The sequence below is a fragment of the Amycolatopsis sp. NPDC006125 genome, from assembly GCF_040614195.1.
In the GTDB taxonomy this organism is placed as follows: Bacteria; Actinomycetota; Actinomycetes; order Mycobacteriales; family Pseudonocardiaceae; genus Amycolatopsis_E; species Amycolatopsis_E tucumanensis.
Genome location: NZ_JBEXTZ010000074.1, coordinates 21,368 through 45,004, shown reverse-complemented (window position 1 = coordinate 45,004; position 23,637 = coordinate 21,368). Strand labels below are relative to the sequence as shown.

22 protein-coding genes are annotated in these 23,637 nt (G+C 72.2%); 12 read left to right on the top strand and 10 right to left on the bottom strand.

Annotation, left to right across the window (positions count from 1 at the left end; all coding sequences use genetic code 11):
* Positions 1–266: 266 nt before the first annotated feature.
* Positions 267–1,880 carry an L-lactate permease gene (locus ABZ193_RS30670; RefSeq protein ID WP_354712430.1) on the top strand — a complete coding sequence of 538 codons (1,614 nt, stop codon included), beginning with the start codon at positions 267–269 and terminating at the stop codon, positions 1,878–1,880.
* Here the strand turns inward: ABZ193_RS30670 and ABZ193_RS30665 are convergent.
* Entirely contained in the window at positions 1,861–2,490 is a 630-nt protein-coding gene (locus tag ABZ193_RS30665) for a nicotinamide mononucleotide transporter family protein (protein WP_020422493.1), read from the bottom strand. The two genes, ABZ193_RS30670 and ABZ193_RS30665, sit on opposite strands and share 20 nt — an antisense overlap.
* Before the next feature lie 248 nt (positions 2,491–2,738).
* On the opposite strand from ABZ193_RS30665, the gene ABZ193_RS30660 reads away from it, so the two are divergent.
* The 5 genes from ABZ193_RS30660 (at position 2,739) to ABZ193_RS30640 (ending at position 7,613) form a co-directional block, all read left to right on the top strand.
* The gene (locus tag ABZ193_RS30660) at positions 2,739–3,980 is read left to right on the top strand and encodes a helix-turn-helix domain-containing protein (protein WP_020422494.1); all 1,242 of its coding nucleotides are present in this window, start codon (positions 2,739–2,741) and stop codon (positions 3,978–3,980) included.
* Positions 3,981–4,120: 140 nt separating this feature from the next.
* Positions 4,121–5,041, top strand: coding sequence for an ACP S-malonyltransferase (locus ABZ193_RS30655; protein WP_084506215.1), 921 nt, complete (start codon positions 4,121–4,123; stop codon positions 5,039–5,041).
* Positions 5,038–6,015: a beta-ketoacyl-ACP synthase III gene (locus ABZ193_RS30650; RefSeq protein ID WP_020422496.1), complete on the top strand. Its 978-nt coding sequence runs from the start codon at positions 5,038–5,040 to the stop codon at positions 6,013–6,015. Before ABZ193_RS30655 ends, ABZ193_RS30650 begins: the two co-directional genes overlap by 4 nt.
* A gap of 62 nt (positions 6,016–6,077) precedes the next feature.
* Positions 6,078–6,323, top strand: a complete 246-nt coding sequence (locus tag ABZ193_RS30645; protein ID WP_017984121.1) for an acyl carrier protein — start codon at positions 6,078–6,080, stop codon at positions 6,321–6,323.
* Positions 6,324–6,365: 42 nt separating this feature from the next.
* Complete coding sequence (locus tag ABZ193_RS30640) at positions 6,366–7,613, top strand: beta-ketoacyl-[acyl-carrier-protein] synthase family protein (RefSeq protein ID WP_237339928.1); 1,248 nt, start codon at positions 6,366–6,368, stop codon at positions 7,611–7,613.
* A gap of 60 nt (positions 7,614–7,673) precedes the next feature.
* Here the strand turns inward: ABZ193_RS30640 and ABZ193_RS30635 are convergent, their stop codons facing one another.
* Entirely contained in the window at positions 7,674–8,222 is a 549-nt protein-coding gene (locus tag ABZ193_RS30635; protein WP_020422498.1) for a hypothetical protein, read from the bottom strand.
* Between the two features lie 313 nt (positions 8,223–8,535).
* On the opposite strand from ABZ193_RS30635, the gene ABZ193_RS30630 reads away from it, so the two are divergent.
* A complete protein-coding gene (locus tag ABZ193_RS30630) occupies positions 8,536–8,868 on the top strand; it encodes a hypothetical protein (RefSeq protein WP_237339927.1) in 333 nt (110 codons plus the stop codon).
* A gap of 196 nt (positions 8,869–9,064) precedes the next feature.
* Here ABZ193_RS30630 and ABZ193_RS30625 read toward each other — a convergent pair whose 3' ends face one another.
* Complete coding sequence (locus ABZ193_RS30625) at positions 9,065–9,556, bottom strand: DUF3145 domain-containing protein (RefSeq protein ID WP_027934727.1); 492 nt, start codon at positions 9,554–9,556, stop codon at positions 9,065–9,067.
* Between the two features lie 166 nt (positions 9,557–9,722).
* A complete protein-coding gene (locus ABZ193_RS30620) occupies positions 9,723–11,177 on the bottom strand; it encodes a S8 family serine peptidase (RefSeq protein WP_354712429.1) in 1,455 nt (484 codons plus the stop codon).
* A 210-nt stretch (positions 11,178–11,387) separates the two neighbouring features.
* Between ABZ193_RS30620 and ABZ193_RS30615 the strand changes: the two genes are divergently transcribed.
* Complete coding sequence (locus ABZ193_RS30615) at positions 11,388–12,731, top strand: hypothetical protein (RefSeq protein WP_354712428.1); 1,344 nt, start codon at positions 11,388–11,390, stop codon at positions 12,729–12,731.
* Here the strand turns inward: ABZ193_RS30615 and ABZ193_RS30610 are convergent.
* Positions 12,728–13,549, bottom strand: a complete 822-nt coding sequence (locus ABZ193_RS30610; RefSeq protein WP_354712427.1) for an alpha/beta hydrolase — start codon at positions 13,547–13,549, stop codon at positions 12,728–12,730. The genes ABZ193_RS30615 and ABZ193_RS30610 overlap by 4 nt on opposite strands.
* A 42-nt stretch (positions 13,550–13,591) precedes the next feature.
* Positions 13,592–14,986 carry an NAD(P)/FAD-dependent oxidoreductase gene (locus ABZ193_RS30605; RefSeq protein ID WP_354712426.1) on the bottom strand — a complete coding sequence of 465 codons (1,395 nt, stop codon included), beginning with the start codon at positions 14,984–14,986 and terminating at the stop codon, positions 13,592–13,594.
* A gap of 84 nt (positions 14,987–15,070) precedes the next feature.
* On the opposite strand from ABZ193_RS30605, the gene ABZ193_RS30600 reads away from it, so the two are divergent.
* Complete coding sequence (locus ABZ193_RS30600; RefSeq protein ID WP_354712425.1) at positions 15,071–15,934, top strand: Lsr2 family protein; 864 nt, start codon at positions 15,071–15,073, stop codon at positions 15,932–15,934.
* A gap of 315 nt (positions 15,935–16,249) precedes the next feature.
* Here the strand turns inward: ABZ193_RS30600 and ABZ193_RS30595 are convergent, their stop codons facing one another.
* Positions 16,250–17,578 carry an NtaA/DmoA family FMN-dependent monooxygenase gene (locus tag ABZ193_RS30595; RefSeq protein WP_354712424.1) on the bottom strand — a complete coding sequence of 443 codons (1,329 nt, stop codon included), beginning with the start codon at positions 17,576–17,578 and terminating at the stop codon, positions 16,250–16,252.
* Positions 17,575–18,684 (bottom strand): LLM class flavin-dependent oxidoreductase, encoded by a 1,110-nt coding sequence (locus ABZ193_RS30590; RefSeq protein WP_354712423.1) that lies wholly within the window; start codon positions 18,682–18,684, stop codon positions 17,575–17,577. Before ABZ193_RS30590 ends, ABZ193_RS30595 begins: the two co-directional genes overlap by 4 nt.
* An 88-nt stretch (positions 18,685–18,772) precedes the next feature.
* Between ABZ193_RS30590 and ABZ193_RS30585 the strand changes: the two genes are divergently transcribed.
* Positions 18,773–19,183, top strand: coding sequence for a secondary thiamine-phosphate synthase enzyme YjbQ (locus ABZ193_RS30585; protein WP_020422507.1), 411 nt, complete (start codon positions 18,773–18,775; stop codon positions 19,181–19,183).
* Here ABZ193_RS30585 and ABZ193_RS30580 read toward each other — a convergent pair.
* A complete protein-coding gene (locus tag ABZ193_RS30580; RefSeq protein ID WP_354712422.1) occupies positions 19,168–20,205 on the bottom strand; it encodes an ABC transporter permease in 1,038 nt (345 codons plus the stop codon). The genes ABZ193_RS30585 and ABZ193_RS30580 overlap by 16 nt on opposite strands.
* A 109-nt stretch (positions 20,206–20,314) precedes the next feature.
* Between ABZ193_RS30580 and ABZ193_RS30575 the strand changes: the two genes are divergently transcribed.
* Positions 20,315–21,022, top strand: a complete 708-nt coding sequence (locus tag ABZ193_RS30575; RefSeq protein ID WP_020422509.1) for a haloacid dehalogenase-like hydrolase — start codon at positions 20,315–20,317, stop codon at positions 21,020–21,022.
* A gap of 244 nt (positions 21,023–21,266) precedes the next feature.
* On the opposite strand, the gene ABZ193_RS30570 is transcribed toward ABZ193_RS30575, so the two are convergent.
* Positions 21,267–23,018 carry a proline--tRNA ligase gene (locus tag ABZ193_RS30570; RefSeq protein WP_354712421.1) on the bottom strand — a complete coding sequence of 584 codons (1,752 nt, stop codon included), beginning with the start codon at positions 23,016–23,018 and terminating at the stop codon, positions 21,267–21,269.
* A gap of 106 nt (positions 23,019–23,124) precedes the next feature.
* Between ABZ193_RS30570 and ABZ193_RS30565 the strand changes: the two genes are divergently transcribed.
* On the top strand, positions 23,125–23,475 hold the full coding sequence (locus ABZ193_RS30565) for a VOC family protein (protein ID WP_027936537.1): 351 nt from the start codon (positions 23,125–23,127) through the stop codon (positions 23,473–23,475).
* The last annotated feature ends 162 nt before the right edge of the window (positions 23,476–23,637 follow it).

Here is a 23,637-nt window from a genome sequence, read left to right as displayed (position 1 = left end):
CCAAATCGGTTGCCGAGCCACCGGGTCAAGGCACGCTTTCCCGCCTTGACGCGGTGTCTCGGCAACCGAACACTGAAAGATCGGGTTCGGGAGGGACTCTGTCGATCGGGGCGTAGTGAAGCGAAGCCGGCGCAGTAGAAACCCGCGTAGCGCCCCGAGCCATCTCGATCAGTGAAACGCCCCGCTTGACCACCCGCTCCCGGATCCGGACGATCCTCGACACCCCCAGCGGAACCCCACTTCCGCGATGTGGAATCGAGGTCGGCATGTTCGTGCAGGAGCTCGCCCCGCTAGCCGGTTCACTCGGCCTGTCCGCGCTGGTCGCGGCACTCCCACTGGCCACCGTCCTCGTCCTGCTGGGCGTGGTCCGGATGAAGGCCCACCAGGCCGGCCTGATCGGCCTGGCCGTCGCCCTCATCGTCGCCGTCACGATCTTCGGCATGCCGATCGGCCAGGCGATCTCCAGCGGTTTCCAGGGCGCCGCGTTCGGCCTCTTCCCCATCATGTGGATCGTCGTCAACGCGCTGTGGATCTACCGGATCACCGTGCGCACCGGCCACTTCGACGTGCTCCGCCGGTCGTTCGGCCGGGTCTCCGACGATCCCCGCATCCAGGCGCTGATCATCGCGTTCTGCTTCGGCGCGCTGATGGAGGCGCTGGCCGGCTTCGGCGCGCCGGTCGCGATCAGCTCGGTGATGCTGGTGGCGCTCGGGTTCACCCCGGTGCGGGCGGCGGTCGTCGCGCTGGTCGCCAACACCGCGCCGGTCGCGTTCGGCGCCATGGGCACCCCGGTCGTCACCCTCGCGCAGGTCACTGGGCTGCCGCTGGACACCGTGTCGTCGATCGTGGGCCGCCAGACGCCGATCCTGGCGTTGTTCGTGCCGCTGCTGCTGGTCTTCATCGTCGACGGGCGTCGCGGGCTGCGGGAAACGTGGCTGCCCGCGCTGGTGTGCGGCGTGGCGTTCGGGGTGGTGCAGTTCGCCGCCGCCAACTACGTCTCCGCGCAGCTCGCCGACATCGGCGCCGCGCTCGCCGGCGCCGCCGCACTGGTCGCGCTGCCCGCAGCCCGGAAGCCGGCCCGCGAAGAGGTCCGGACCGCCGTGCTCACCGGTGTGGCCACCGAAACGCTGGACCGGCCGGAGGACCGCGGCGAGGTCGTCCGCGCCTACCTGCCGTACGGGCTGATCATCGTGATCTTCTCGATCGGCCAGCTGCCGCCGGTCAAGCGGCTGCTCGACGCGGCGACGTGGAAGTTCGACTGGCCCGCCCTGTCGGTGGCGAACTCGGCGGGCAAACCGGTGTCCGGCAACACGTTCTCGGTGCCGTTCCTGAGCACCGGCGGCACGCTCGTGTTGATCGCGGGCGTCCTGACCGCGGTGTTCCTGCGGGTCCGCGCCCGGGACGCGGTCCGCGAGTGGGGCGGCACGGTGCACGAGCTGCGGTTCGCCATCCTGACCGTGACGAGCGTGCTCGCGCTGGCCTACGTGATGAACCTGTCCGGCCAGGCCACCACGATCGGCTACTTCATCGCGGGCGCCGGCGCCGGCCTGGCGTTCCTGTCCCCGGTGCTCGGCTGGTTCGGCGTGGCGGTCTCGGGTTCGGACACCTCCGCCAACGCCCTGTTCGGCGCGCTCCAGGTGACCGCGGCGCACCAGGCCGGGCTGTCGCCCGAACTGCTCGCCGCGGCCAACTCCTCGGGCGGCGTGCTCGGCAAGATGATCTCCCCGCAGAACCTGAGCATCGCGTGCGCGGCGGCGATGCTGCCGGGCGAAGAGGGCACGCTGTTGCGCAAGGTGCTGCCGTGGAGCGTGGGACTGCTGCTCGTGATGTGCCTGATCGTGGTGGCGCAGGCGAGCTTCCTCAGCGGGATGCTGCCGTGAGCTCCGGGCGCGTGACCGCGGCGCGGTGCCAGCTCCACCAGCCGTGCACGACCAGCGCCGCGAACACGAGGTAGACCGCCGCGGAGAAGTACAGGCCCGAGGAGATCTGCAGCGGCACGCCGATCGCGTCGACGACCAGCCACACCAGCCAGAACTCGACCAGGCCGCGGCCCTGGGCGGCGAAGGCGACCAGCGTGCCGATGAAGATCGCCGCGTCCGGCCACGGCGCCCAGGAGGCGTCCAGCGCGTCGAGCACCAGCGCCATCACCACGGTGCCGACCACGAACGCACCCGCCATCACCAGCCGCTCGACGGCCCGGCCGCTGCGCACGACCACCCCGTAGACCGGGTCGCGGCGGCGGGTCCAGGCCCACCAGCCGTAGACCGAGATCAGCAGGATCGCGACCTGCCGGGCCGCGAGCCCGCCCAGGTGCGCGGAGGCGTAGACGGCGAACAGCAGCACCGTCGCGCCGACCTGCACGGGCCAGGTCCAGAGCGTGCGCCGCTGCGCCAGGAAGACCACGGCGAGCGCGCACAGCTGGCCGACCAGCTCCGCGATGGAGATCCACTGCCCGAAAACGGACAAACCGTGCTGCAACAGAACGTGCATGGCGCCTCCCGTCTGGCCGGATCAACCTGCCACAAGCGGCGGTGATTCCCTCACCCGCAGTGAGCCCCGCAACATCATCGGAAAATTACTTGCACGATCGAGTGAGAAGACTGGCGGAAAAATATCCACAAGGTCCATAGTGGACCTACCGGTGGGGACCGGGGAGATGAGGCCGCCCGGCGCTGCGAGAACCGCGATGCGCCGGGCGGCCTCGCGTTTACCGGACGGCCGGTTAGAGTCGGTTCACCATGACCCAGACCCACGGCAGCCAGACCCACGGCAGCCAGACCAGCGGCAGGCGCCTGGCCAAGCACCACGGCCTGTCCGCGAAGACGCTGCGCAGGCTGGAGCGCGCCTCCGGGCGCCTCGCCTCGGCCAGCGTCGCCGCGATGGAGCAGCGGCTGCCGTGGTTCGGGCGGCTGCCCGCGGAGCAGCGGGCGAGCATCCTGCTGATCACCCAGACTGGCGCGGCCGGGTTCGTCGACTGGCTGCGGGATTCGCAGGAGGCGCTCAAGCTCACCACCGACGCCTTCCGCGGCGCCCCCGAGGACCTGTCCCGCTGGATCAGCCTGCGGCAGGCGGTCGGGCTGGTGCGGCTGGCGATCGAGGTGTTCGAGGAGCAGCTGCCGGAATTCGCCGCCACCGAGGCCGAGAACGCCGCGCTCACCGAGGGCATCCTCCGCTACGGCCGCGAGATCGCCTTCGCGACGGCCAACTCCTACGCCGCGGCCGCGGAGGCGCGCGGCGCGTGGGACGCCCGGCTGGAGGCGCTGGTCGTGGACGGCATCGTCCGCGGCGACGCCGAGGAGGCGGTGCTGTCGCGGGCCGCGGCGCTGGGGTGGGAGCCGTCGGCGATGGCGACCGTGCTGGCCGGCCGGCCGCCCTCGGACGACCCGCCGAGCGTGGTGTTCGAGGTGCGCCGGCTGGCCGCGCGGCTGGCACGGCCGGTGCTGCTGAGCGTCCAGGGGTCGCGGCTGATCGTGGTGGCAGGCGGCCCGACCGACGGCGACGCCAAGCAGAAGGAGGTCCTCGGCAAGCTGGCGGGCGCGTTCGGCGAGGGCCCGGTGGTGGCCGGCCCGACGGTGGACAGCCTGGCCGAGGCGCACCGCAGCGCGGCCGAGGCGCTGTCCGGGCTGCGCGCGGTGGTCGGCTGGCCGGGCGCGCCGCGGCCCGTGCGATCCTCGGACCTGCTGCCGGAACGAGCGCTCTCCGGCGACGCCGAGGCCGAGCGGCTGCTGATCGAGGAGATCGCGCAGCCGCTGGAGGCCGCCGGACCGACGATGCTGCAGACGGTGGACGAGTACCTGGAGTCCGGCGGGGTGCTGGAGACGTGCGCGAAGAAGCTGTTCGTGCACCCCAACACCGTGCGCTACCGGCTGCGCCGGGCGGCCGAGCTGACCGGCCGCAACGCCACCGAACCGCGGGACGCGCTGGTGCTGCGGGTGGCCCTGACCGTGGGACGGCTGGCCAGGGCACGCGGCCTCTGGTGACCGGTCTCACTTCCGGCCTGCCCGGAACCGACAACACATCAGCGCTGCATGCGGGCCCGCGGGCGCCATTTTTGTAGGCTCCCTACAAGATCGCCGCTCCGACTTGGTGAACGGCGGCATCCCGGGCCCGCCGGGGAAGCATGTTCCCTAGAGGCGTGACAGCAGTGCTCGCTCCCGGACAGGGCTCCCAAGCGCCCGGCATGTTCTCCCCCTGGCTCGAACTCGACGGCACCCGCGAGAAGCTCGCGCGCTGGTCCGAGCGAACCGGGCTCGACCTGGTCCACCTCGGGACCGAGGCCGACGCCGAGACCATCCAGGACACCGCGATCACGCAGCCGCTGATCGTCGCGCTCTCGCTGCTGGCCTTCGACGCCCTTGGCGACGTCCCGGACGACACTCCGGTCGCCGGCCACTCCGTCGGCGAGCTGGCGGCCGCCGCCGCGGCGGGTGTGCTCACCGCCGAGGACGCCGTCGCGCTGGCCGCCGTGCGCGGCGCCGAGATGGCCAAGGCGTGCGCGATCGAGCCGACGTCCATGGCGGCCGTGATGCTGGGCGACCCGGACGAGGTCGTCGCGTGGCTGGAGGGCCACGGCCTGACCGCGGCGAACCGCAACGGCGCCGGGCAGATCGTCGCCTCCGGCGCGAAGGACGCCATCGAGCGCATCGTCGCCGAGCCCCTCGAAGGCACGAAGGTCCGGCCGCTGAAGGTCGCCGGCGCCTTCCACACCTCCTACATGGCCCCCGCCGAGGAGGCCCTGCGCGCGCACGCCGCGTCGATCACGCCGAAGGACCCGGTCCGCCCGCTGCTGTCCAACGCCGACGGCACCGTGGTCACCAGCGGCGCCGAGTACCTGGAGCGGCTGATCAAGCAGGTCACCCGCCCGGTCCGCTGGGACCTGACGATGGACGGCCTGGTCGAGCTGGGCGTCACCGCGACGGTCGAGCTGCCGCCCGCGGGCACCCTGACCGGTCTGGTCAAGCGCCAGCTCAAGGGCACGGTCACGCAGACCGTCGCACTCAAGACCCCCACCGACCTGCCCGCCGCGAAGGAGATCCTGTGAGCCCGGTGTTGCGCCAGAAGCAGGGCCCGGCCGCCACCCGGATCCTGGGCGTCGGCAGCTACCAGCCGGACCGCGTCGTCACCAACGACGACCTGTCCCAGATCATGGAGACCAACGACCAGTGGATCCGTGAGCGGGTCGGCATCATCGAGCGCCGCTTCGCCGAGAAGGACGAGCTGCTGGTCGACATGGCGGTCAAGGCGGGCAACGCCGCGCTCACCGACGCGGGCCTGCAGCCGTCCGATGTGGACACCGTGATCGTGCCGAACTGCACGATGCCCGCGCCCATCCCGAACGCGGCCGGTCAGGTCGCCGACCGGATCGGCGTGAAGGCGGCCGGCGCGTTCGACCTCAACGCCGCGTGCGCCGGGTTCTGCTACGGCCTCGGCGTCGCCTCCGACCTGATCCGCGCCGGCTCGGCGGGCAAGGTGCTGGTGATCGGCGCGGAGAAGCTGACCGACGTGGTCGACCCGGTGGACCGCGCGAACGCGATCATCTTCGCCGACGGCGCGGGTGCCGCGGTGGTCGGTCCGTCCGACGAGCCGGGCATCGGGCCGGTGTCGTGGGGCAGCGCGGGCGACCTGGTCGACACGATCTACATGCGCGACCACAAGTACATCTACCAGGAGGGCCAGTCGGTCTTCCGGTGGGCGACCACGCAGATCGCGCCGATCGCGTTGAAGGCGGTCGAGCTGGCCGGGCTGGAGCCGTCGGACATCGACGTGCTCATCCCGCACCAGGCGAACCTGCGGATCGTGGACGCGATCGCCAAGCGGCTCAAGGCCAAGGGCGCGCGGGAGGACCTGGTCGTCGCCGACGACATCAAGTTCTCCGGCAACACCTCGTCCGCGTCGATTCCCATGGCGCTGGACCACATGCGGAAAGCGGGCACCGTCAAAACGGGTGACGTGGTGCTGATGGTTGGATTCGGCGCGGGCCTGTCCTACGCCGGACAGGTCGTCATCTGCCCGTGATACCACTATCGCCGGCAGGCGCGGGCCTGCCGGTGTCGAACCCCCAGAAAGGAAACACCATCGTGGCGGACAAGCAGGAGATCCTCAGCGGCCTCGCGGAGATCGTCGAGGAGGTCGCGGGTGTCGCGCAGGACGACGTGAGCCTGGAGAAGTCCTTCGTCGACGACCTGGACATCGACTCGCTGTCGATGGTGGAGATCGCGGTGCAGGCCGAGGACAAGTTCGGGGTCAAGATCCCGGACGACGAGCTGGCCAACCTGAAGACCGTCGGCGACGCGGTGGACTACGTCGCCGCGAACGCCAAGTAAGCACGAGCTGAATTCTTCGTCTGAACCTCGGGGAGACTCCTCATGAGCAACATCGACGTCGTGATCACCGGGATCGGCGCGACGACGCCACTCGGCGGGGACGTCGCGTCCACGTGGGAGGGCTTGCTCGCCGGCCGCAGCGGCATCCGGCGGATCGAGGCCGACTGGGTCGAGAAGTTCGACCTGCCGGTCAAGATCGGCGCCACGCTCGCCGAGGATCCGGCGGAGAAGCTGCCGCGCGTGCAGGCGCGCCGGCTGGACCGGTGTGAGCAGATCGCGCTCATCGCCGCCCGGCAGGCGTGGGCCGACGCCGGTTTCGAGCAGCCCGGCGACGAGCGCACGGACGTCGACCCGGACCGGCTCGGCGTGTCCATCGGCACCGGCATCGGCGGGCCGCTGACGCTGCTGGCGATGGACGACCTGCTCGAGCAGGAGGGCATCCGGAAGGTCTCGCCGCTGACCGTGCCGATGCTGATGCCGAACGGGCCTGCCGCGCACGTCGGCATCGACCTCAAGGCCAGGGCCGGGGTGCACTCGCCGGCTTCGGCGTGCGCCTCCGGCGCCGAGGGCATCGCCAACGGCTACCAGATGATCCAGAACGGGCGGGCCGACGTCGTGGTGGCGGGTGGTGCGGAGTCCTGCATCCACCCGATCACCGTGGCCGGTTTCGCGCAGGCCCGGACGGTGTCGACGCGCAACGACGAGCCCGAGCGCGCGTCGCGCCCGTTCGACACCGACCGGGACGGGTTCGTGCTCGGTGAGGGCGCCGGTGTGGTCGTCCTGGAGCGGGAGGACCGGGCGAAGGCCCGCGGCGCGCGGATCTACGGGCGGCTGGCCGGGTACGGCATCACCTCGGACGCGCACCACATCACCGGCAACCACCCGGAGGGCATCGGCCAGATCGCCGCGATGGCGAACGCGATGACGATGGCGGGGCTGACGTCGGCGGACGTGGGGCACGTGAACGCCCACGCGACGTCCACGGTGGTCGGCGACATCGGCGAGGCCGCCGCGATCCGCAAGGCCGTCGGTGAGCACCCGGTGGTGACGGCGCCGAAGTCCGCGCTGGGTCACCTGGTCGGTGGCGCGGGGGCGGTCGAGGGCATCCTCACGCTGCTCTCGATCTACCACGGTCTGGTGCCGCCGACGCTGAACCTGGAGAACCTCGACCCGAAGGTCGGGCTCGATGTCGTGGCGGGTGAGCCGCGGAAGGTCGAGCTGACCGCGGCGCTGAGCAATTCGTTCGGCTTCGGCGGTCACAACACGGCGCTGCTGTTCACGGGCGCCTGAGTTTCGCTGGTATTGGGAGAACCCCGGCCCTTGGTGGCCGGGGTTTTCTCGTGTGTGCGGTCAGCAGCGGGAGAGTTCGGGGGTGGTGGAGCCGGTGACGGTGTCCACCTTCCAGGCGCCGGATTCCAGGGTCAGCGGGAGCACGAGGCGCCAGTGCACGCAGGGTTCCGGGAGTTCGGCCGGGGCGTCCTTGACGTCCTGGGTGCTGGTGAAGCCGACGAGGGCGCGGAGCTCGTCGTCGGCGACCGGGTCGATGCGGTAGACGAGGATGCTGCCGTCCCTCGTCGTGCGGTAGTCGTTGAGCCAGGTGCTCTTCGACTTGGCCTGGACGCGCTCGCGGGTGACGGCCGATTTCCACAGCTCGTAGTCGCGGTTGTTGATCGAGTCGAAGTACGTCTGGAGCAGCGCGCGGACCGTGGTGTTCTGCGGGTGCGCCGCGGCGTCCGGGGTGAGCTCGACGGTGCCCGGCCCCGGCTGCTGCGCGAGCGGCCGGGCCGTCGACGACTGGGCGAGGATCGCGTCCGGGGCCGCTTCGGGCAGCCGGTACAGCTCGCGGGCCAGCAGACCCCCGCCGACCATGATCGACACCACGACGATGACGACGGGCACCAACCATCGCGGCGGTGCTGCGGGAGGCGCCGGCATGGCTGTCACATCGGCAGCGTAGTGGTGATCGTTACCGAGTGCTGTCTTTTGTGCGGAGTGGGCTGGGGTGGTTGGGCCGGGTAGGTGAAGGGGCTCGGCTGTTGTGGGGGGTGTTGTGGCTGGGGTGGGTGCGGGTGGTTACGGCGGTGGGGGTTGGGTTCGGGGTTGGTGGGGCTTGGGTTCGGGGTGGGTGCAGGTGGTGACGGCGGTGGGGCTTGGGTTCGGGGTGGGGCTTGGGTTCGCGGGCGGGGTTTGGTTCGGGGCCGGAGTTGGTTCGATGAACGGCCCGTTCATCGCCGCACCACTGGGCACCTCGCGCGGCTACGCGACGCAAGGCATGAACGGCCCACTCATCACCGCACGACTGGACACCTCACGCGGCGCAAGGCATGAACGGACCATCCATCACCACACGACCGGCCACCTCGCGCGGGCCGAAGCCAGGAACGGTCCGTTCATCGGCGCGCGAGCGGACACCTCGCTGGGCGAAGCAATGAATGGACCGTTCATCGCCACGCGACTGGGCATCTCACGCGGCTACGCGGCGCAAGGCATGAGCGGCCCCTTCATCGCCGCACGACTGGACACCTCACGCGGGCCGAAGCGATGAACGGTCCGTTCATCGCAACACGAGTGGGCACCTCACCGCGCACCGCGCCGAAGCGCCGAGCACCGCTGGGCACCTCACCGCTGGGCACCTCACCGCTGGGCACCTCACCGCGCACCAAGCACCAAGCACCAAGCACCAAGCACCAAGGCAGCCAACCAAAGCCACCCAAAGCCACCCACCCGACTCGCCCGAAGACTCACCCCACCCGGTGCAGCCAGGTGACCGGAGCCCCGTCCCCGGCGTGCCGGAACGGCTCCAGCGCCTCGTCCCAGCTCGAAGCCAGCAGCTCGTCGAGCTTGTGCGCCAGCTGCTCCCCCGCACGACAGGTCGCCACGAGGGTGCGCAGCTGGTCTTCCCCGACGACGATGTCTCCGTTGGCGCTCGTCCGCCCGCGCCACAGTCCCAGCCCGGGCACGTAGCAGAACCGCTCGCCGTCGACGCCGGCGCTCGGCTCCTCGGTCACCTCGAAGCGCAGCATCGGCCACGCCTTGAGACCGGCCGCCAGCTTGGCGCCGGTTCCGGCGGGCGCGCTCCACGTGCACTCGGCGCGAAGCTGCCCTGGAGCGGCGGGTTGCGCCGTCCACTTCAGATCCACTCGGGTACCCAGGGTGCCCGAAATCGCCCACTCGACGTGCGGGCACACCGCAGACGGCGACGAGTGGACGTAAACCACGCCACGGGTGCTCACTGCTGACCTCCGCTACTCGACGAGGGGCGTCTTCCCCTACGACCTCGCGAGCTCGGAGCCTGCGTTCAAGCATCCCTGCCGTGACTGCCCATATTGTGCACCCCGGCGATGGCATTTCGCCACAGGAACCTCAGATGTCGCACGACCACCACTGGACGGAAAGCCGTCAGGCCCCGGCGAGCGCCCCCACGGCGGCGACCGTGTCGACCAGCCCGGCACCCTTGTCGAAGCTCGAACCGCCCTGGTACGGCGCGCCGTCACTGTACTTGTACGCCGTCGACTTGATCGCGGCCTCGATCTCGCCCGGCGTGGCGTCCGGCCGGGACTGGAACAGCTGCGCCACGATGCCGGTGATCTGCGGCGTCGCCATCGAGGTGCCGCTGATCACGTTGTAGGTGCCGAGGTCGAGCATCCCCGGCCCGTTCGACGGCTGCAACCCCGTCGCGCAGATCACCAGGTACGGACGGCACGCGGACAGGATGTTCTCGCCCGGCGCGGACACGTCCGGCCACGTCGACGGGTCCGACGCGAGCCCCCGCGAGGAGAAGTCCGACACGGTCCCGTCGCGCGTCCCGGTGCCCTGGTCGTTGTAGGAGGCCACCGAGATCACGCCGGGCGTCGGGTCCTTGCCCGGCGGGTTCGACAGGTCCGCCGAACCGTCCCCGCCGTCGTTGCCGTTCGCCCACACCGTCACGACCCCCTCGGCCGCGAGTGCGCGCTGCAGCTTGACCGTCGCCGACTCCGGGTCGAACTCGCCGCCGCCGCTCGGGCCGTACGAGTTGTTGATCACCTTGATCGGCGGGCACACCGTCGCCGGCACCCCGGCCCCGCACGGCGCGGCGTGGTTCTCCAGCACCCAGTTCAGGGCGGCGTCCGTGCCCAGAACCAGGATCGCCAGTCCGGTCGAGATCGACACGATCTTCGCCCCCGGCGCCGAACCGCCGACGGACGAACCGTCGGCCAGCGTGTACGGCGCGCCCGCCGCGATCCCGGCGACGTGAGTGCCGTGCCCGCCGAGCGCGGTCGCGTCGGTGTCGACCGAGGTGGGCACGTCGACGATGCACGAGGTGGTCGTGCCGTCGAGGCACAGGCTCTTCAGGTTGCGCACCACGCGGGTCGAGCCGTCGGCGCCGCGGAACGCCGGGTGCGTCGGGTCGATCCCGGTGTCGATGATCGCCACGGACACCCCGCGCCCGTCCAGCGGAGCGCCGTCCACGCCGGTCAACGTGGTGCGTGCTTCGGCGCTGCGGGTCGCGGTCGTGCCGGACGAGCCGAACGCGACAAGCGGGTCGTTGTTCTCGACGTAGGTGACGCCGGCCGCCTTGCGCACCGCGGCGACCTGCGCGGCGGTACCCGTCGCGGCGACGACGCCGATGCGCGGGAACCGGGTGATCTCCCGCATCCCGGCCGTCCGCACGGCCTGCGCGGCGGTGCCCGCGTCCGCCGCGTGCACGAGGGTCGTTACCGGGGTCAGCGCGGTCGCCGTGGCCAGCACCCGGTCGAGCGTGTCCGACACCGGCGCGAGCGGGACCTGGGCGTTCGCCGCGGGGACGGCGCCGGTGAACGGGAGGACGAGCACGGCGGCGGCGATCGCCACCGCCCGCGTGGAGCGCCATCGCATCGGGGTCCCCTATCTCTCCAGCCGGCCCTACGATCTACTAACGAGTAGCACTCAATAGGGTGACCCCGATCACTGTCAATGATCAATTACCCGCACGGGTGTGCCCGAAAGCAGACACCTTCCGCGAGTGATTTTCACACCATCGAGGGTCAGCGACTGCACAGCGCGCTAGCGTAAGCGCGCACGTGAACGGGACCGGGGAGGTGCGAGGTGCGGCTGATCCGCCTGGAACGACAGCCCTCGCGCGTCGCCGACGACGTGCGGGCCGCGCTCGCCGCGCTCGGCCGCGGGGACGACTTCGCGGGCGGTATCGCGCTGGCCGGGGCCCAGCCGCTGCCGAACCGGCCGCCGGTCGAGGCGGTCGTCGTCCTGCCGACCGTCGTCCTGGTCGTGATCGGCGTCGACCTGCCGGACCCGGCGATCCGCCTCGAAGCGCCCCTGACCGGCCAGTGGAAGGCCGACGGCTGGCCACTCGTCGCCGACGGGGACGTCGTCAACCCCGCGGCGGATGCCCTCGCGCTCGCCGACGCCGTCATCGAGCGGCTGCGCCCGGACGTCCCGGAACACCTGCCGATCGCCACGATCCTCGCCGTCGGGCCGTTCGTCGAGGAGATCGAGCAGCCGCCCGCCGACCTCGCCGGCAACGTCCGCGTCCTGTTCCCGACGCAGAACAGCCTGCTCGCGGCCATCGCGTCGCTGACTCCCGCGCCATGGCCGTGCACCCCGGCGCAGGCCCGCGCCCTGATCGGCAAGCTCGCCCCGGACACCGGTCTCACCGACGACGACCTGGCCGCGGAAGGCTTCACGGTCACGGAGGAGTCGGCGACGGTGAAGCTGGCGCCGGTCAAACCCCGCCCCCGGCGGCACCGCCAGGCCGAACCCGCCGCCGTGCCGCCGATCGTCCCGCCCGCCGAGGTGACGATGCCGGTGCCCCGGATCGCCGCGGCCGCGCCCGTGCGCGCGATCCCGGCTTCCGCGCCCGTGCCGTGGCGGCCGGTCGCGGCGATCGCGGTGGCGCTGGTGCTGCTGGCCGTCGTGCTCGTGCTGGTCACGACCGGCGGGGACGACGAACCGGCCACCGCGTCCGCGCCGACCACCGCGGTCACTCCCGCGCCACAGGCCGTCGCGGGCATCGAGTTCACCAAGCGCGCCTCCGGCACGGAACGCACCTGCGCCGCCCGCGCCTACGGGGACCTGCAGGCGCGGTTGCAGGCAAGCGGTTGCGCGGGCATGGAGCGCGGCAGCTTCGAGGCCACCGTGGACGGGCGGGCGGTCGCCGTGTCGGTCGCGGTGCTCACCTTCGGCAGCGACGAACAGGCCGCGGCCTTCAAGCAGCTCGCCGACACCCCGGGCAGCGGCGGGATCGCCGATCTCGCCACGGAGACGCACCAGTGGCCGCGCGAGCCGGACACCGCGGGCGCGGCGTACCAGAGCGCGATCTCCGGCCCGGCCGTCCGGCTGGTGCTGGCCGCCTACGTGGACGGCAAGTCCGCGCCGGACGACCCCGCACTGCTGCGTGCGGCGGGCGCCGCGCTGGGCGTGCGGATCAGTTAGCCGATCGCCGCGGCGAGGATCTCCTCGGCGTGGGTCCACAGCAGAGCGCCGCCCGCGCCGGGCACCACGTGACGTCGCGCGCCCGGGATCCGGGAGGTGAGCAGCGCGCCGAGGTCCGGTGAGTGCACGCGGTCCCGATCGCCGAACCACACCTGCACCGGCACCCGGATCGCGGCCCAGTCCAGCTGCCACCGCGACATGGCGATGATCGTGTCGGTCGCGTAGCCCGCGCCGTCGTTCGCGAACCCCTCCCGCAGAGCCGCGCGGTACCGGGCCAGGAACACCGGATCCTGGTACACCTCGCGGTCGGCCGGATCCGCGCCGTCCAGCACCATCCGTTCCATCCCACCGGGGCCGAGCCGGGCGAAGAACTCCCGCGCGGCCGCCGGGTCCTCCCGCACCCGCGTGACCACGTCCCGCACCGGGCCGGGCAACTGCGCGAACACCCGGGGATCGGCGACCTCGTCGGCCGGGGACACCAGCAGCAGCCGGGACGCGATCCCGTGCTCGGCGGCCGCGAGCCCGAAGACCGCGGCCTGCGAGTTCGCCACGACCGGCACCGGCCCGCCGAGCCGCGTCACGAGTGCGGCGAGGTCGGCGGCGGTGGACGCCGCCGACCGGTGCTGGTCTGGTGTCGAGGCGCCGATGCCGGGGCGGTCCACGGTCACCAGCCGGACCCGGGACCCGTCACCGAAGACCATGGACCGGCCGGTCGCGGCGCCGGCCAGGAACAGGACCGGCGTGCCGTCCCCGGGCCCGGTCTCGGACCAGGCGAGGACCCGGCCGCCGGGGAGCGGCAGCTCATGATCAACGCGCACACGCGAAGCGTCGGCCAGGGCTGCCCTTCCCGCAACCGGTTTTCAGAGCCCGTACTCCTCCAGCAGCCGCAGCCACACCTCGCTGATCGTGGGGAACGACGGGACCGCGTGCCACAGCCTGCCCAGGGGCACCTCGCCGGCGATGGCGATGGTCGCCGAGTGCAGCAGCTCCGCGACGTCCTGGCCGACGAACGTGACGCCGACGAGCACCTCGCGCTCGGTGTCGGCGATCATCCTGGCCTTGCCCGCGTAGCCGTCCGCGTGCAGCGACGACCCCGCGACGGCGATGTCGATGTCGACCACCCGGTGCGGCACGCCCGATTCCGGCTCGGTCAGGCCGACCGACGCGACCTCCGGGTCGGTGAACACGACCTGCGGCACCGCGTGGTGGTCGGCGGTGGCGCTGTGCTTGCCCCACGGGCGGGTGTCCACCGGCTTGCCCGTGGCCCGCGCGGAGACCACGTCGCCGACCACGCGGGCGGCGTACTTGCCCTGGTGCGTCAGCAACGCGCGGCCGGTGACGTCACCCGCCGCGTACAGCCACTCGCCGTCCACTTCGGACACGAGGCCACTGTCGTCGACGGTGAGCGGCTTGCCCGGGGCGAGACCGATGACCTCCAGGCCGAGGTCGTCGGTGGCCGGACGCCGCCCGGTCGCGACGAGCACCTGGTCGGCCGTGACGACCGCGCCGCCCTTGAGCTCCAGCCGGGCGGCACCGTCCACTCGGGACGCTCGCTCCAGTCCGGAGTCGGTGTGCACGCGCACACCGTCGGCCCGCAGGCCCTCCGCGACGGCGTCACCGGCGAAGTCCGGGTACCGGGGCAGCGGGCGCGGGCCGGTGACGATGAGGTCCACCTGCGCACCGAGGCGGGCCCAGGCCTGCGCCATCTCGACGCCGACCACCCCGCCGCCGACGACGGCCAGCCTGCCCGGCACCGTGCTGCTGGACGTGGCTTCGCGGGATCCCCACACCGGCACCTCCTCCAGGCCCGGGATCGGCGGCGTCTTCGGCACGCTGCCGGTACAGACCACCACGGCGTGCCGCGCCCGCAGGACCCGGCCGCCGTCCACAGTGATCTCGCGCTCACCGGTGATGCGGCCGCGACCGCGGATCGTCGTGATGCCCGCGCCGCGGGCCCACTCGACCTGACCGGTGTCGTCGCCCTTGCCGGTGAAGTAGTCGCGGCGTTCGAACACCGCCGCCGGGTCGAGCGCTTCACCCACCGGAACGCCGGGCAGCCGCCGGGCCGCGGCGAGCGCGTTTCCCGGTCGCAGCAAGGCTTTGCTCGGAATGCAGGCCCAGTAGGAGCACTCGCCCCCGAACCGTTCCTGCTCGACCAGCGCGGTGGACAGGCCGCCCTTGACCGCCCGGTCCGCCGCGTTCTCCCCCACTGGTCCGCCACCGATCACGATGACGTCAAAAGTCTCCTCGGACATGGGTCACAGCGCACACCAGCCCGGCGCCCGGCGCAAGTGGGGCGGGTATTCTCAGCGGCAAATCGTAAGTACTGGAGGTTATCGGTGGCGAAGAACACCGCGGTGCAACTACTGGACGACCTGAACGGCGAACCGGCCGCGGAGACGGTGCGGTTCGGCCTGGACGGCGTCGAGTACGACATCGACCTCTCGGACTCGAACGCGGGCAGCCTGCGCGAGCTGCTGGCCACCTACGTGCAGGCGGGCCGCCGCACGGGTGGCCGCAAGCGCCCGCCGCGCCGCCTCGCCCCGGCGAAGCGCACGCGCCGCACGGCGAACTCCAGTGCCGCGGCCGCGCGGAAGGCCGCGGAGTCCCCGGCGAAGAGCACCCGCGCGACGGGCGCTGCCGAGGCGAAGGCTGCCGGTGCTGTTGGGAAGCGCACGGCGGCCGCGGGCAAGACCACGAAGGCGGCCAGCGCTGCCAAGGGCAAGACGGCGGCGGCTGCCGAGGCCACCACGCCCAAGCCGGCCACGCGGCGCAAGGCCACCGCGGCGGCGCCGAAGACCACCGCTGCCAAGGGCAAGAAGGCGGCGGCTGCCGAGGCCACCACGCCGAAGCCGGCGACCCGGCGCAAGGCCACTCCGGCGCCGAAGACCACCACGAAGGCCGCGGCGAACACCAAGAAGACCACGCCCGCCGCGAAGCCGTCCCGCGCCAAGGCGAAGGCCACCGAGACCGCGCCCGCCAAGGCGAACGCTGCCAAGACCGCGCCCGCCAAGGCGAAGGCCGCCGAGGCCGCGCCCGCGAAGGTGAAGGCCACCGAGACCGCAACCGCCAAGGCCGCGCCCGCGAAGGAGAACGCGACCGCCAAGAAGCCGGCCACCAGGAAGGTCGCGCCGGCGGAGAAGGCGCCACGCAAGAGCGTGCGGAAGGCACCGCCCGTGGTGTTCTCCGCGGCCACGAACTGAGCCGGACATCCCGCGCCGGGGCGCTCCAGCAAAGCGCCCCGGCAACTGACCGGGACGTCCGGCGCCACGGCGGCGAGACGCCGCAGACCCCAGCGGCATCAACCATCTACCGCGACGCCCCGGTCGCACTCGGCGAGGGCCGTAGGTCCCTACGGCCCTCCCGCCGCCGGGCGCTCCGATCGTCCCGGTCGCTGACCGCGCCAACCTGGCGCCAGGGCGCGCTCAGCGATGCCGCAGATCTCAGCAGCCGTCAAGCATTCCCGCCGCCGGGGCGCTCCAGCAAAGCGCCCCGGCGTGATTCCCACGGCCCCGGACTCACCGGTCGATGCCGAGGTGCTCCCGCAGCGTGGTGCCGCTGTAGTCGGCGCGGAAGACGCCCCGCTCCTGCAACAACGGCACCACCTTGTCCGCGAACGGGTCCAGCCCGCCGGGCGTCACGTGCGGCACCAGGATGAACCCGTCGCTCGCGTCCTCCTGCACGTACGTGTTGATCGCCTCCGCGACCGTCTCCGGCGAGCCGACGAACGTCTGCCGTCCGCTGACCTCGACCACCAGGTCCCGGATCGACAGGTTCTTCGCCTCCGCGAGCTCCCGCCATTGCCGCACAGTCGCCACCGGGTCGCGGTACATGCGCGTCTGCGCGCGTCCCTTGGCCACCGCCTCCGCGCCGACCGCCGGCTCGACCTCGGGCAGCGGGCCCTCCGGGTCGTAGCCGGACAGGTCGCGGTTCCACACCTGCTCCAGGAACTTGATCGCCGTCTGGCCGCTCACCTGCTGGTACCGCACGACGTTGGCCAGCTCCTCGGCCTCCGCGTCGGTGTCGCCGAGCACGAAGGTCGCCGCGGGGAGCACCAGCAGCTGGTGCGGCTCGCGCCCGTAGGCGGGCAGCCTGCGCTTCACGTCGGCGTAGAACTTCTGCCCCGCCTCCAGCGTCCCGTGCCGCGTGAAGATCGCGTCCGCCGTCGCCGCGGCGAACTCGCGGCCCTCGTCCGAGTCGCCTGCCTGCAGGATCACCGGCCTGCCCTGCGGCCCCCGCGGCACGTTGAACCGGCCCGCGATGTCGAACTGCGCGTCGTGGTGCTCGAACGCCCCCGCGCGGGCGTTGTGCAGGAACACCCCGGACGCCTTGTCCGCGGCGATGTCGTCCGCGCCCCAGGAGTCGAACAGCTCGAACGCCGTCTGCAGGAACAACTTCGCGCGCTGGTAACGCTGTTCCTCGGGCAGGTAGCCGCCGCGGCGGAAGTTCTCGCCGGTGAACGCGTCCCACGAGGTCACCACGTTCCACCCGGCGCGGCCCTCGGACAGGTGGTCGAGGCTGGCGAACTGGCGGGCCACCTCGTACGGCTCGTTGAACGTCGAGTTGATCGTCCCGGTCAGGCCGAGCCGGTCGGTGACCGCGGCGAGCGCGGCCAGCACGGTGAACGTGTCCGGGCGGCCGACCACGTCCAGGTCGTAGATCTTGCCCGCGTGCTCGCGCAGCCGCAGCCCTTCGGCGAGGAAGAAGAAGTCGAACTTGGCTCGCTCGGCCGTCCGCGCGAGGTGCGTGAACGAGGAGAACTCGATGTGGCTGCCTGCCTCCGGGTCGCTCCACACGGTCGTGTTGTTGACGCCGGGGAAGTGCGCGGCGAGGTGGATCTGCTTCATCGCGTCGCTCCTGCGTAGCGGTTGGCGGGGCGCTCCAGGCCGAGCAGGCCCCGCAGCGTGCCGGCCTCGTACTCGCGGCGGAACGCGCCGCGCTGCTGCAGTTCGGGGACGAGCCCGCGGGTGATGGCGGTCAGGTCGTGCGGCAGGGCGCCCGGACGCAGCCGGAAACCGGACAGGCCCGCATCACGCCAGGCCAGCAGCTGGTCGGCGAGCTGGGCCGGGGTGCCGGTGAAGACCAGCGCGTCGGAGGTGAACTCGGCGCGGTCGTCCAGGCGGGCCTTGCGGTCGCGGGCGGCCTGCTCGGTCTCGTCGAGGAACACCACGACGTCGCCGAACATCAGCAGGTCCGCGCGCAGGCCGCGCACCTCCTGCCCCAGAGCGCGCGCCTCGTCGGTGTCCTGCGGGGTGAGGAACACGAGGTCTGCCGAGCGGGCGGCGAGCCGGTGGATCTCGGTGACGTGCGAGAGCACCGCGACCGGCGGCTGGCCCTGCGGCGGGCGCGGCGTGATCGACGGGCCCTTGACGCTGAAGAACCGCCCGGTGAAGTCGATGTAGTGCAGCTTGTCCCGGTCGATGAACCGGCCGGTGGCGGTGTCGCGGATCTCGGCGTCGTCCTCCCAGCTGTCCCACAGCCGCCGCACGACCTCGACCCAGTCGCCGGCCTCCTCGGCCAGGTCAGGCAGCGGAACCGGGAACTCGCGGCGGCCGAAGTGCGCCGCGTCGTCGGGGCTGCTCGCGATCCGGACGCGCACACCGCCGCGCCCGGTGGACACGTAGTCGAGCGTCGCGATCGCCTTGGACAGGTGGAACGGTTCGGTGTGCGTGGCGATCGCCGTCGGCAGGAACCCGATGTGCCGGGTCAGCGGCGCGACGCGGGCGGCGATCAGCACGGCGTCCAGCCTGCCGTCCACCCGGTCGGTTCGGCCGTCCCGCGGCGCGCCCAGTGAGTCCTCGATCGTGACGAAGTCCAGCAGGCCGTGTTCGGCCTCGATCACCAGATCGGCCCAGTACCGCGGGCGGAACAGCTCGTCCGGGCGCGCGTCGGGCTCCCGCCACGCGGCCGGGTGCCAGCCCGCGCCCTCCAGTGCCACCGCGAGATGAACCATGCCTCGCTCCTTTCGCCTCCCCCGGTCCAGCGATCGGGCGGCCCGCGCTATTTCGCGTACCACCCGTTGGGACGCCTACGGTGGAGGCATGTACTCCAAGGAGATCGAGGTGAAGACCGGCGGCCGCGCCGTGGTGCACGACCTGACCAGGGAGGCCGAGGCGTTCCTGGCCGAAGCGGACGCGTCGGACGGCCTGCTGCACGTCTTCGTGCCGCACGCCACCGCGGGCCTGGCGATCCTGGAGACCGGCGCGGGCAGCGACGACGACCTGCTCGCCGCGCTGGACGAGCTGCTGCCCAGGGACAACCGGTGGCGGCACCAGCACGGCAGCAAGGGCCACGGCCGGGACCACGTGCTGCCCGCGCTGGTGCCGCCGTACGCGAGCGTTCCCGTGCTGGGCGGGTCGCCGGCGCTGGGCACCTGGCAGTCGATCTGCCTGGTGGACACCAACATCGACAACCCGGTCCGGCACGTCCGGTTCAGCTACCTCGCCGGCTGAAGCTCCGGCGCCGCCTCCACCGGCACCGCCGGCTTCGCCCGGCCGGGCCAGAGGACGACCACCAGGCCGGCGACCAGCATCGCGCCGAGCACCCAGATGCCGGAGGTCACGTCCGGCGCGTCCGGGGTGCCCTGCAGCAGGCTGCGGGTGCCCTCGGTGGAGAAGCGGAACGGCGTCCACGACCACAGCAGGGCCCGGTAGGCCGGGTTGAGCAGCTCCGGCACCTGCCCGGCGACATTCGGCGCGAGCAGGTAGAGCGGCGCGAGGATCGCCATGGCGCGGATGCCCAGCAGGCGCAGCAACGCGGCCTGCACGGCCGCGAACGCCGCGGCGACCAGCAGGATGTAGCCGAGGACGTCCCAGCCGAGCGGCAGGGACGAGTCCCACAGCGCGAGGAACCCGGCCGCGACCCCGGTGATCAGCACGGCGGTGACCGCGACCTGGGTCAGGCGCGCCGCGACGCCGATCCGCCGCCCGGTCCGCTCGGCGACGACGACCAGGATCGCGCCCGCGGCCAGGCTGCCGACCCACGCGAGGATGCTGACCGCGAGCGGCGCCGTCCGGCCCGCGGGGCTCGCCGGGTGCACGGTCTCCACCCGCACCGGGGCGGACGGGGTGCCGGTCGCCTGGCTCATCGCCGTCGACAGCGCCTGCCCGGCGCCGGTGAGCGCCTGTTGCACGACCTGGGTGCCGCTCGGGTTGACCGCGCCGGACACCACCACGCCCACCTGTCCGGGCGCCAGTTCCAGCACGCCGTAGACGTCCTTGTCGTCGAGCAGCGTCCTGGCTTCGGCGGGTGTGGTGACCCGCCAGCTGAGGGCTTCGCCGCCCTGGCTCGTGAGCTGCCCGGCCGCGGCGCGCAGCTGCGGCGGGGCGTTGTCCGGCACCGCGACCGCCACCGGCAGCCCGTCCGGTTCGACCGACGCCTGGACCCCGACGGTCAGGAATCCCAGCACCACCGCGATCACCGCACCGGCCAGGGCCGCCAGCCCGGCCACCGGCCTCCGGGATGTGCCAGCCATGGGGACCTCCCCTAAATTTCTTCGACTGTTGAATTCAAGGGGAACGGTAGCCCTGCGCTCGATCGAAGTCAACGCTTGATGAATAACGGTCTTGGTAGCGTCGGCGGACGTGACGAGCAGTGCGCACCGGCTGGTGCTGTGGGACATCGACCAGACCCTCATCGACCTGCGCGGGGCGGGCCGCGGCTGGTACCGGCAGGTGCTCGAGGAGGTGACCGGCGTCTCGATGACCGCGATGCCGGACTTCTTCGGGCGGACCGAGCGCGCGATCACCGCGGAAGTGCTGACGCTGCACGGGATCGAGCCGACCGAGGAGCTGATCCAGCGGATGTGGGCGGCGCTGACCGCGGTGTCTGAGCTGGCGCTGCCGGAGCTGGCGAAGCGCGGCCTGGCGCTGCCGGGCGCGGCGACGGCGCTGGCGGGGGTGGCCGCGGCGGGCGGGGCCGTGCAGTCGCTGGTGACCGGGAACCTGCGGGAGATCGCGTGGCACAAGCTGTCCGCGTTCGGGCTGCACACCCACTTGGATTTCGAGATCGGCGGCTACGGGAACCTGTCCGCGCACCGGCCGGACCTGGTGGCGTACGCGGTCGACCGCGCCCATGCGACGCTCGGGCGCCCGTTCGAGCCCGCGTCGGTCATCGTGGTGGGCGACACGCCCCACGACATCGACGCGGCGCGTGAGCATGGCGCGGTCGCCGTGGGCGTGGCGACGGGCCGGTTCGACGCGGACGCGCTCCGGGAGGCCGGGGCGCAGGTGGTGCTGCGCGATCTCAGCGACACGAAGCTGGTGCTGGCGGCGGTCTTCGGGGAGGGCTGAGCGTCTCGGCTGGGCGCCGGGTCAATGCGGACGCCCGCCTGGGGCGACCACGCGTGCGGCACCGCCGGTGCGCCCACTCGCGCCGGCGGCCGCGTTCAGCCAAAACTGACCGCCCCGACCGGGCCGCGCCAGGCAACCGCGACCTCAACGACGCCAGCTCGCACTTCGCCGCCGCGTTCGGCGAGGGCCGACACGGCAACGGGCCCGCCGCGAAAAGCGACGGGCCCGTTGCCGGAAAAGCGGTTCAGCCGCGGACGAGTTTGACCAGGTGGTCGACCACCGCGTCCACCGCGATCTCCTCGCGGTCGCCCGTCTTGCGGTCCTTCACCTCGACGACGCCCTTCGCCAGGCCGCGCCCGACCACGAGGATCGTCGGCACCCCGACGAGCTCCGCGTCGGCGAACTTGACGCCCGGCGTGGCCTTCCGGTCGTCCAGCAGGACCTCCACACCGGCCGCGTCGAGGTCGGCGGCCAGCTTCTCCGCGCCCGCCGCGATCGACTCGTCCTTGCCCGCGATCACCACGTGCACGTCGTACGGCGCGACCTCACGCGGCCACACCAGGCCCAGCTCGTCGTGGCTCTGCTCGGCGATCACCGCGACCAGGCGCGACACGCCGACGCCGTAGGAACCCATCGTGATGCGGATCGGCTTCGAGTCCGCGCCGAGCGCGTCCAGCTGGAACGCGTCGGTGTACTTGCGGCCCAGCTGGAAGATGTGCCCGATCTCGATGCCGCGCGCCGCGACCAGCGTGCCCTGCCCGTCGGGCGAGGCGTCGCCTTCGCGCACCTCGGCGGCCTCGACCGTGCCGTCCGGGTGGAAGTCGCGGCCCACGACGAGGTCGACGACGTGGTGGTCGGCCTTGTCGGCGCCGGTCACCCACGCCGTGCCGGTGACGACCCGCGGGTCGACCAGGTACCGGACCCCGTTGTCCTGCAACGCCTTCGGGCCGATGTAGCCCTTGACGAGGAACGGGTTGGCGGCGAAGTCGGCTTCTTCGAGCAGCGCGACCTCGGCCGGCTCCAGCGAAGCTTCGAGCCGCTTCTGGTCGACCTCGCGGTCACCGGGGATGCCGATGCCGAGGATCTGCCAGTCCTTCTCGCCCGGCTGGCGGATCTTCACCATCACGTTCTTCAGCGTGTCCGCGGCGGTGAAGGTGCGGCCAAGGTCGGCCTTGTCGTTGAGGTAGTTGACCAGCGTCTGGATGGTCGGCGTGTTCGGCGTGTGGTGGACCTGCGCCTGCGGTTTGTCCTCGATGGACTGAGCGGGCGGCGCGGGCGTGACGACGGCCTCGACGTTGGCCGCGTAGCCGGACGCGTTGCTGCGGACGTAGGTGTCCTCGCCCGTTTCGGCGACGGCGAGGAACTCCTCGGACGCCGAGCCGCCCATCGCGCCGGACGTCGCCGCGACGATCACGTACTCCAGGCCCAGCCGGTCGAAGATCCGGATGTAGGCGTCGCGGTGCAGCTGGTAGGAGCGGGACAGGCCGTCGTCGTCGAGGTCGAAGGAGTAGGAGTCCTTCATGACGAACTCGCGCCCGCGCAGGATGCCGGCGCGGGGGCGCGCCTCGTCGCGGTACTTGGTCTGGATTTGGTACAGGATGACCGGGTAGTCCTTGTACGAGCTGTACTCGCCCTTCACGGTGAGGGCGAACAGCTCCTCGTGCGTCGGGCCGAGGAGGTAGTCGGCGCCCTTGCGGTCCTTGAGGCGGAACAGGGCGTCGCCGTACTCGGTCCAGCGGCCGGTCGCCTCGTAGGGCTCGCGCGGCAGCAGCGCGGGGAACAGGATCTCCTGCCCGCCGATCGCGGCCATCTCCTCGCGGACGACCTCCTCGATCTTGCGCAGCACCCGCAGGCCCAGCGGCAGCCACGAGTACCCGCCCGGCGCGACCCGGCGGACGTAGCCTGCCCGCGTCAGCAGCTTGTGGCTGGGAACCTCGGCGTCGGCCGGATCCTCACGCAGCGTGCGCAGGAACAACGACGACATCCTGGTGATCACTGGGCTGCTCCTCGGTATCGAAACGCGGTGTGAACAGGGTAGTCAGGGGCGTCCAGCGGTTTTCGGGCGGGCCGGGATTGTCGGTGGGGCGCGCTACCGTGCCGAGATGACTCTCGAACTGGGGATGGTGACCGTGGACTGCGCGGATCCACGGCAGATGGCGGCGTTCTGGTGCGCGGCGCTGGGCGTGCGGGTGGACCTGGACTGGGGCGAGTACCTGGTGCTGACGCCCGCGCGCGAGGGCGGCGTGCGGCTGGGGTTCCAGCAGGTGCCCGAGGAGCGGGCCGGGAAGAACCGGCTGCACCTGGACCTGGCGACCACCGACCGGGACGGCGAGGTGGCCCGGCTGGTGGGCCTGGGCGCGGCGAAGCTCGCGGAGCACGAGGTGCCCGGCCTGGCTTGGACAGTGCTCACGGACCCGGAGGGAAACCAGTTCTGCGTGGGCGAACCGCACTGAGTTTTTCGCGGTTGCCGGCCCGGCGCGGTGGGTTCCACGGCTGGGTCGGCAAGTTCCCGTGCGCGGGGCGGTGGGTTCCACGGCTGGGTCGGCAAGTTCCCGTGCGCGGGGCGGTGGGTTCCACGGCTGGGCCGGCAAGTTCCCGTGCGCGGGGCGGTGGGT

Bases quoted from the DNA above. Each gene is read 5' to 3' on its own strand.
- ABZ193_RS30655 (WP_084506215.1), top strand. From the start codon at position 4,121: ATGTTCCCTAGAGGCGTGACAGCAGTGCTCGCTCCCGGACAGGGCTCC.
- ABZ193_RS30565 (WP_027936537.1), top strand. From the start codon at position 23,125: ATGACTCTCGAACTGGGGATGGTGACCGTGGACTGCGCGGATCCACGG.
- ABZ193_RS30630 (WP_237339927.1), top strand. From the start codon at position 8,536: ATGAACGGCCCGTTCATCGCCGCACCACTGGGCACCTCGCGCGGCTAC.
- ABZ193_RS30660 (WP_020422494.1), top strand. From the start codon at position 2,739: ATGACCCAGACCCACGGCAGCCAGACCCACGGCAGCCAGACCAGCGGC.
- ABZ193_RS30590 (WP_354712423.1), bottom strand. From the start codon at position 18,684: ATGGTTCATCTCGCGGTGGCACTGGAGGGCGCGGGCTGGCACCCGGCC.
- ABZ193_RS30670 (WP_354712430.1), top strand. From the start codon at position 267: ATGTTCGTGCAGGAGCTCGCCCCGCTAGCCGGTTCACTCGGCCTGTCC.
- ABZ193_RS30595 (WP_354712424.1), bottom strand. From the start codon at position 17,578: ATGAAGCAGATCCACCTCGCCGCGCACTTCCCCGGCGTCAACAACACG.
- ABZ193_RS30640 (WP_237339928.1), top strand. From the start codon at position 6,366: ATGAGCAACATCGACGTCGTGATCACCGGGATCGGCGCGACGACGCCA.
- ABZ193_RS30620 (WP_354712429.1), bottom strand. From the start codon at position 11,177: ATGCGATGGCGCTCCACGCGGGCGGTGGCGATCGCCGCCGCCGTGCTC.
- ABZ193_RS30605 (WP_354712426.1), bottom strand. From the start codon at position 14,986: ATGTCCGAGGAGACTTTTGACGTCATCGTGATCGGTGGCGGACCAGTG.
- ABZ193_RS30665 (WP_020422493.1), bottom strand. From the start codon at position 2,490: ATGCACGTTCTGTTGCAGCACGGTTTGTCCGTTTTCGGGCAGTGGATC.
- ABZ193_RS30585 (WP_020422507.1), top strand. From the start codon at position 18,773: ATGTACTCCAAGGAGATCGAGGTGAAGACCGGCGGCCGCGCCGTGGTG.
- ABZ193_RS30580 (WP_354712422.1), bottom strand. From the start codon at position 20,205: ATGGCTGGCACATCCCGGAGGCCGGTGGCCGGGCTGGCGGCCCTGGCC.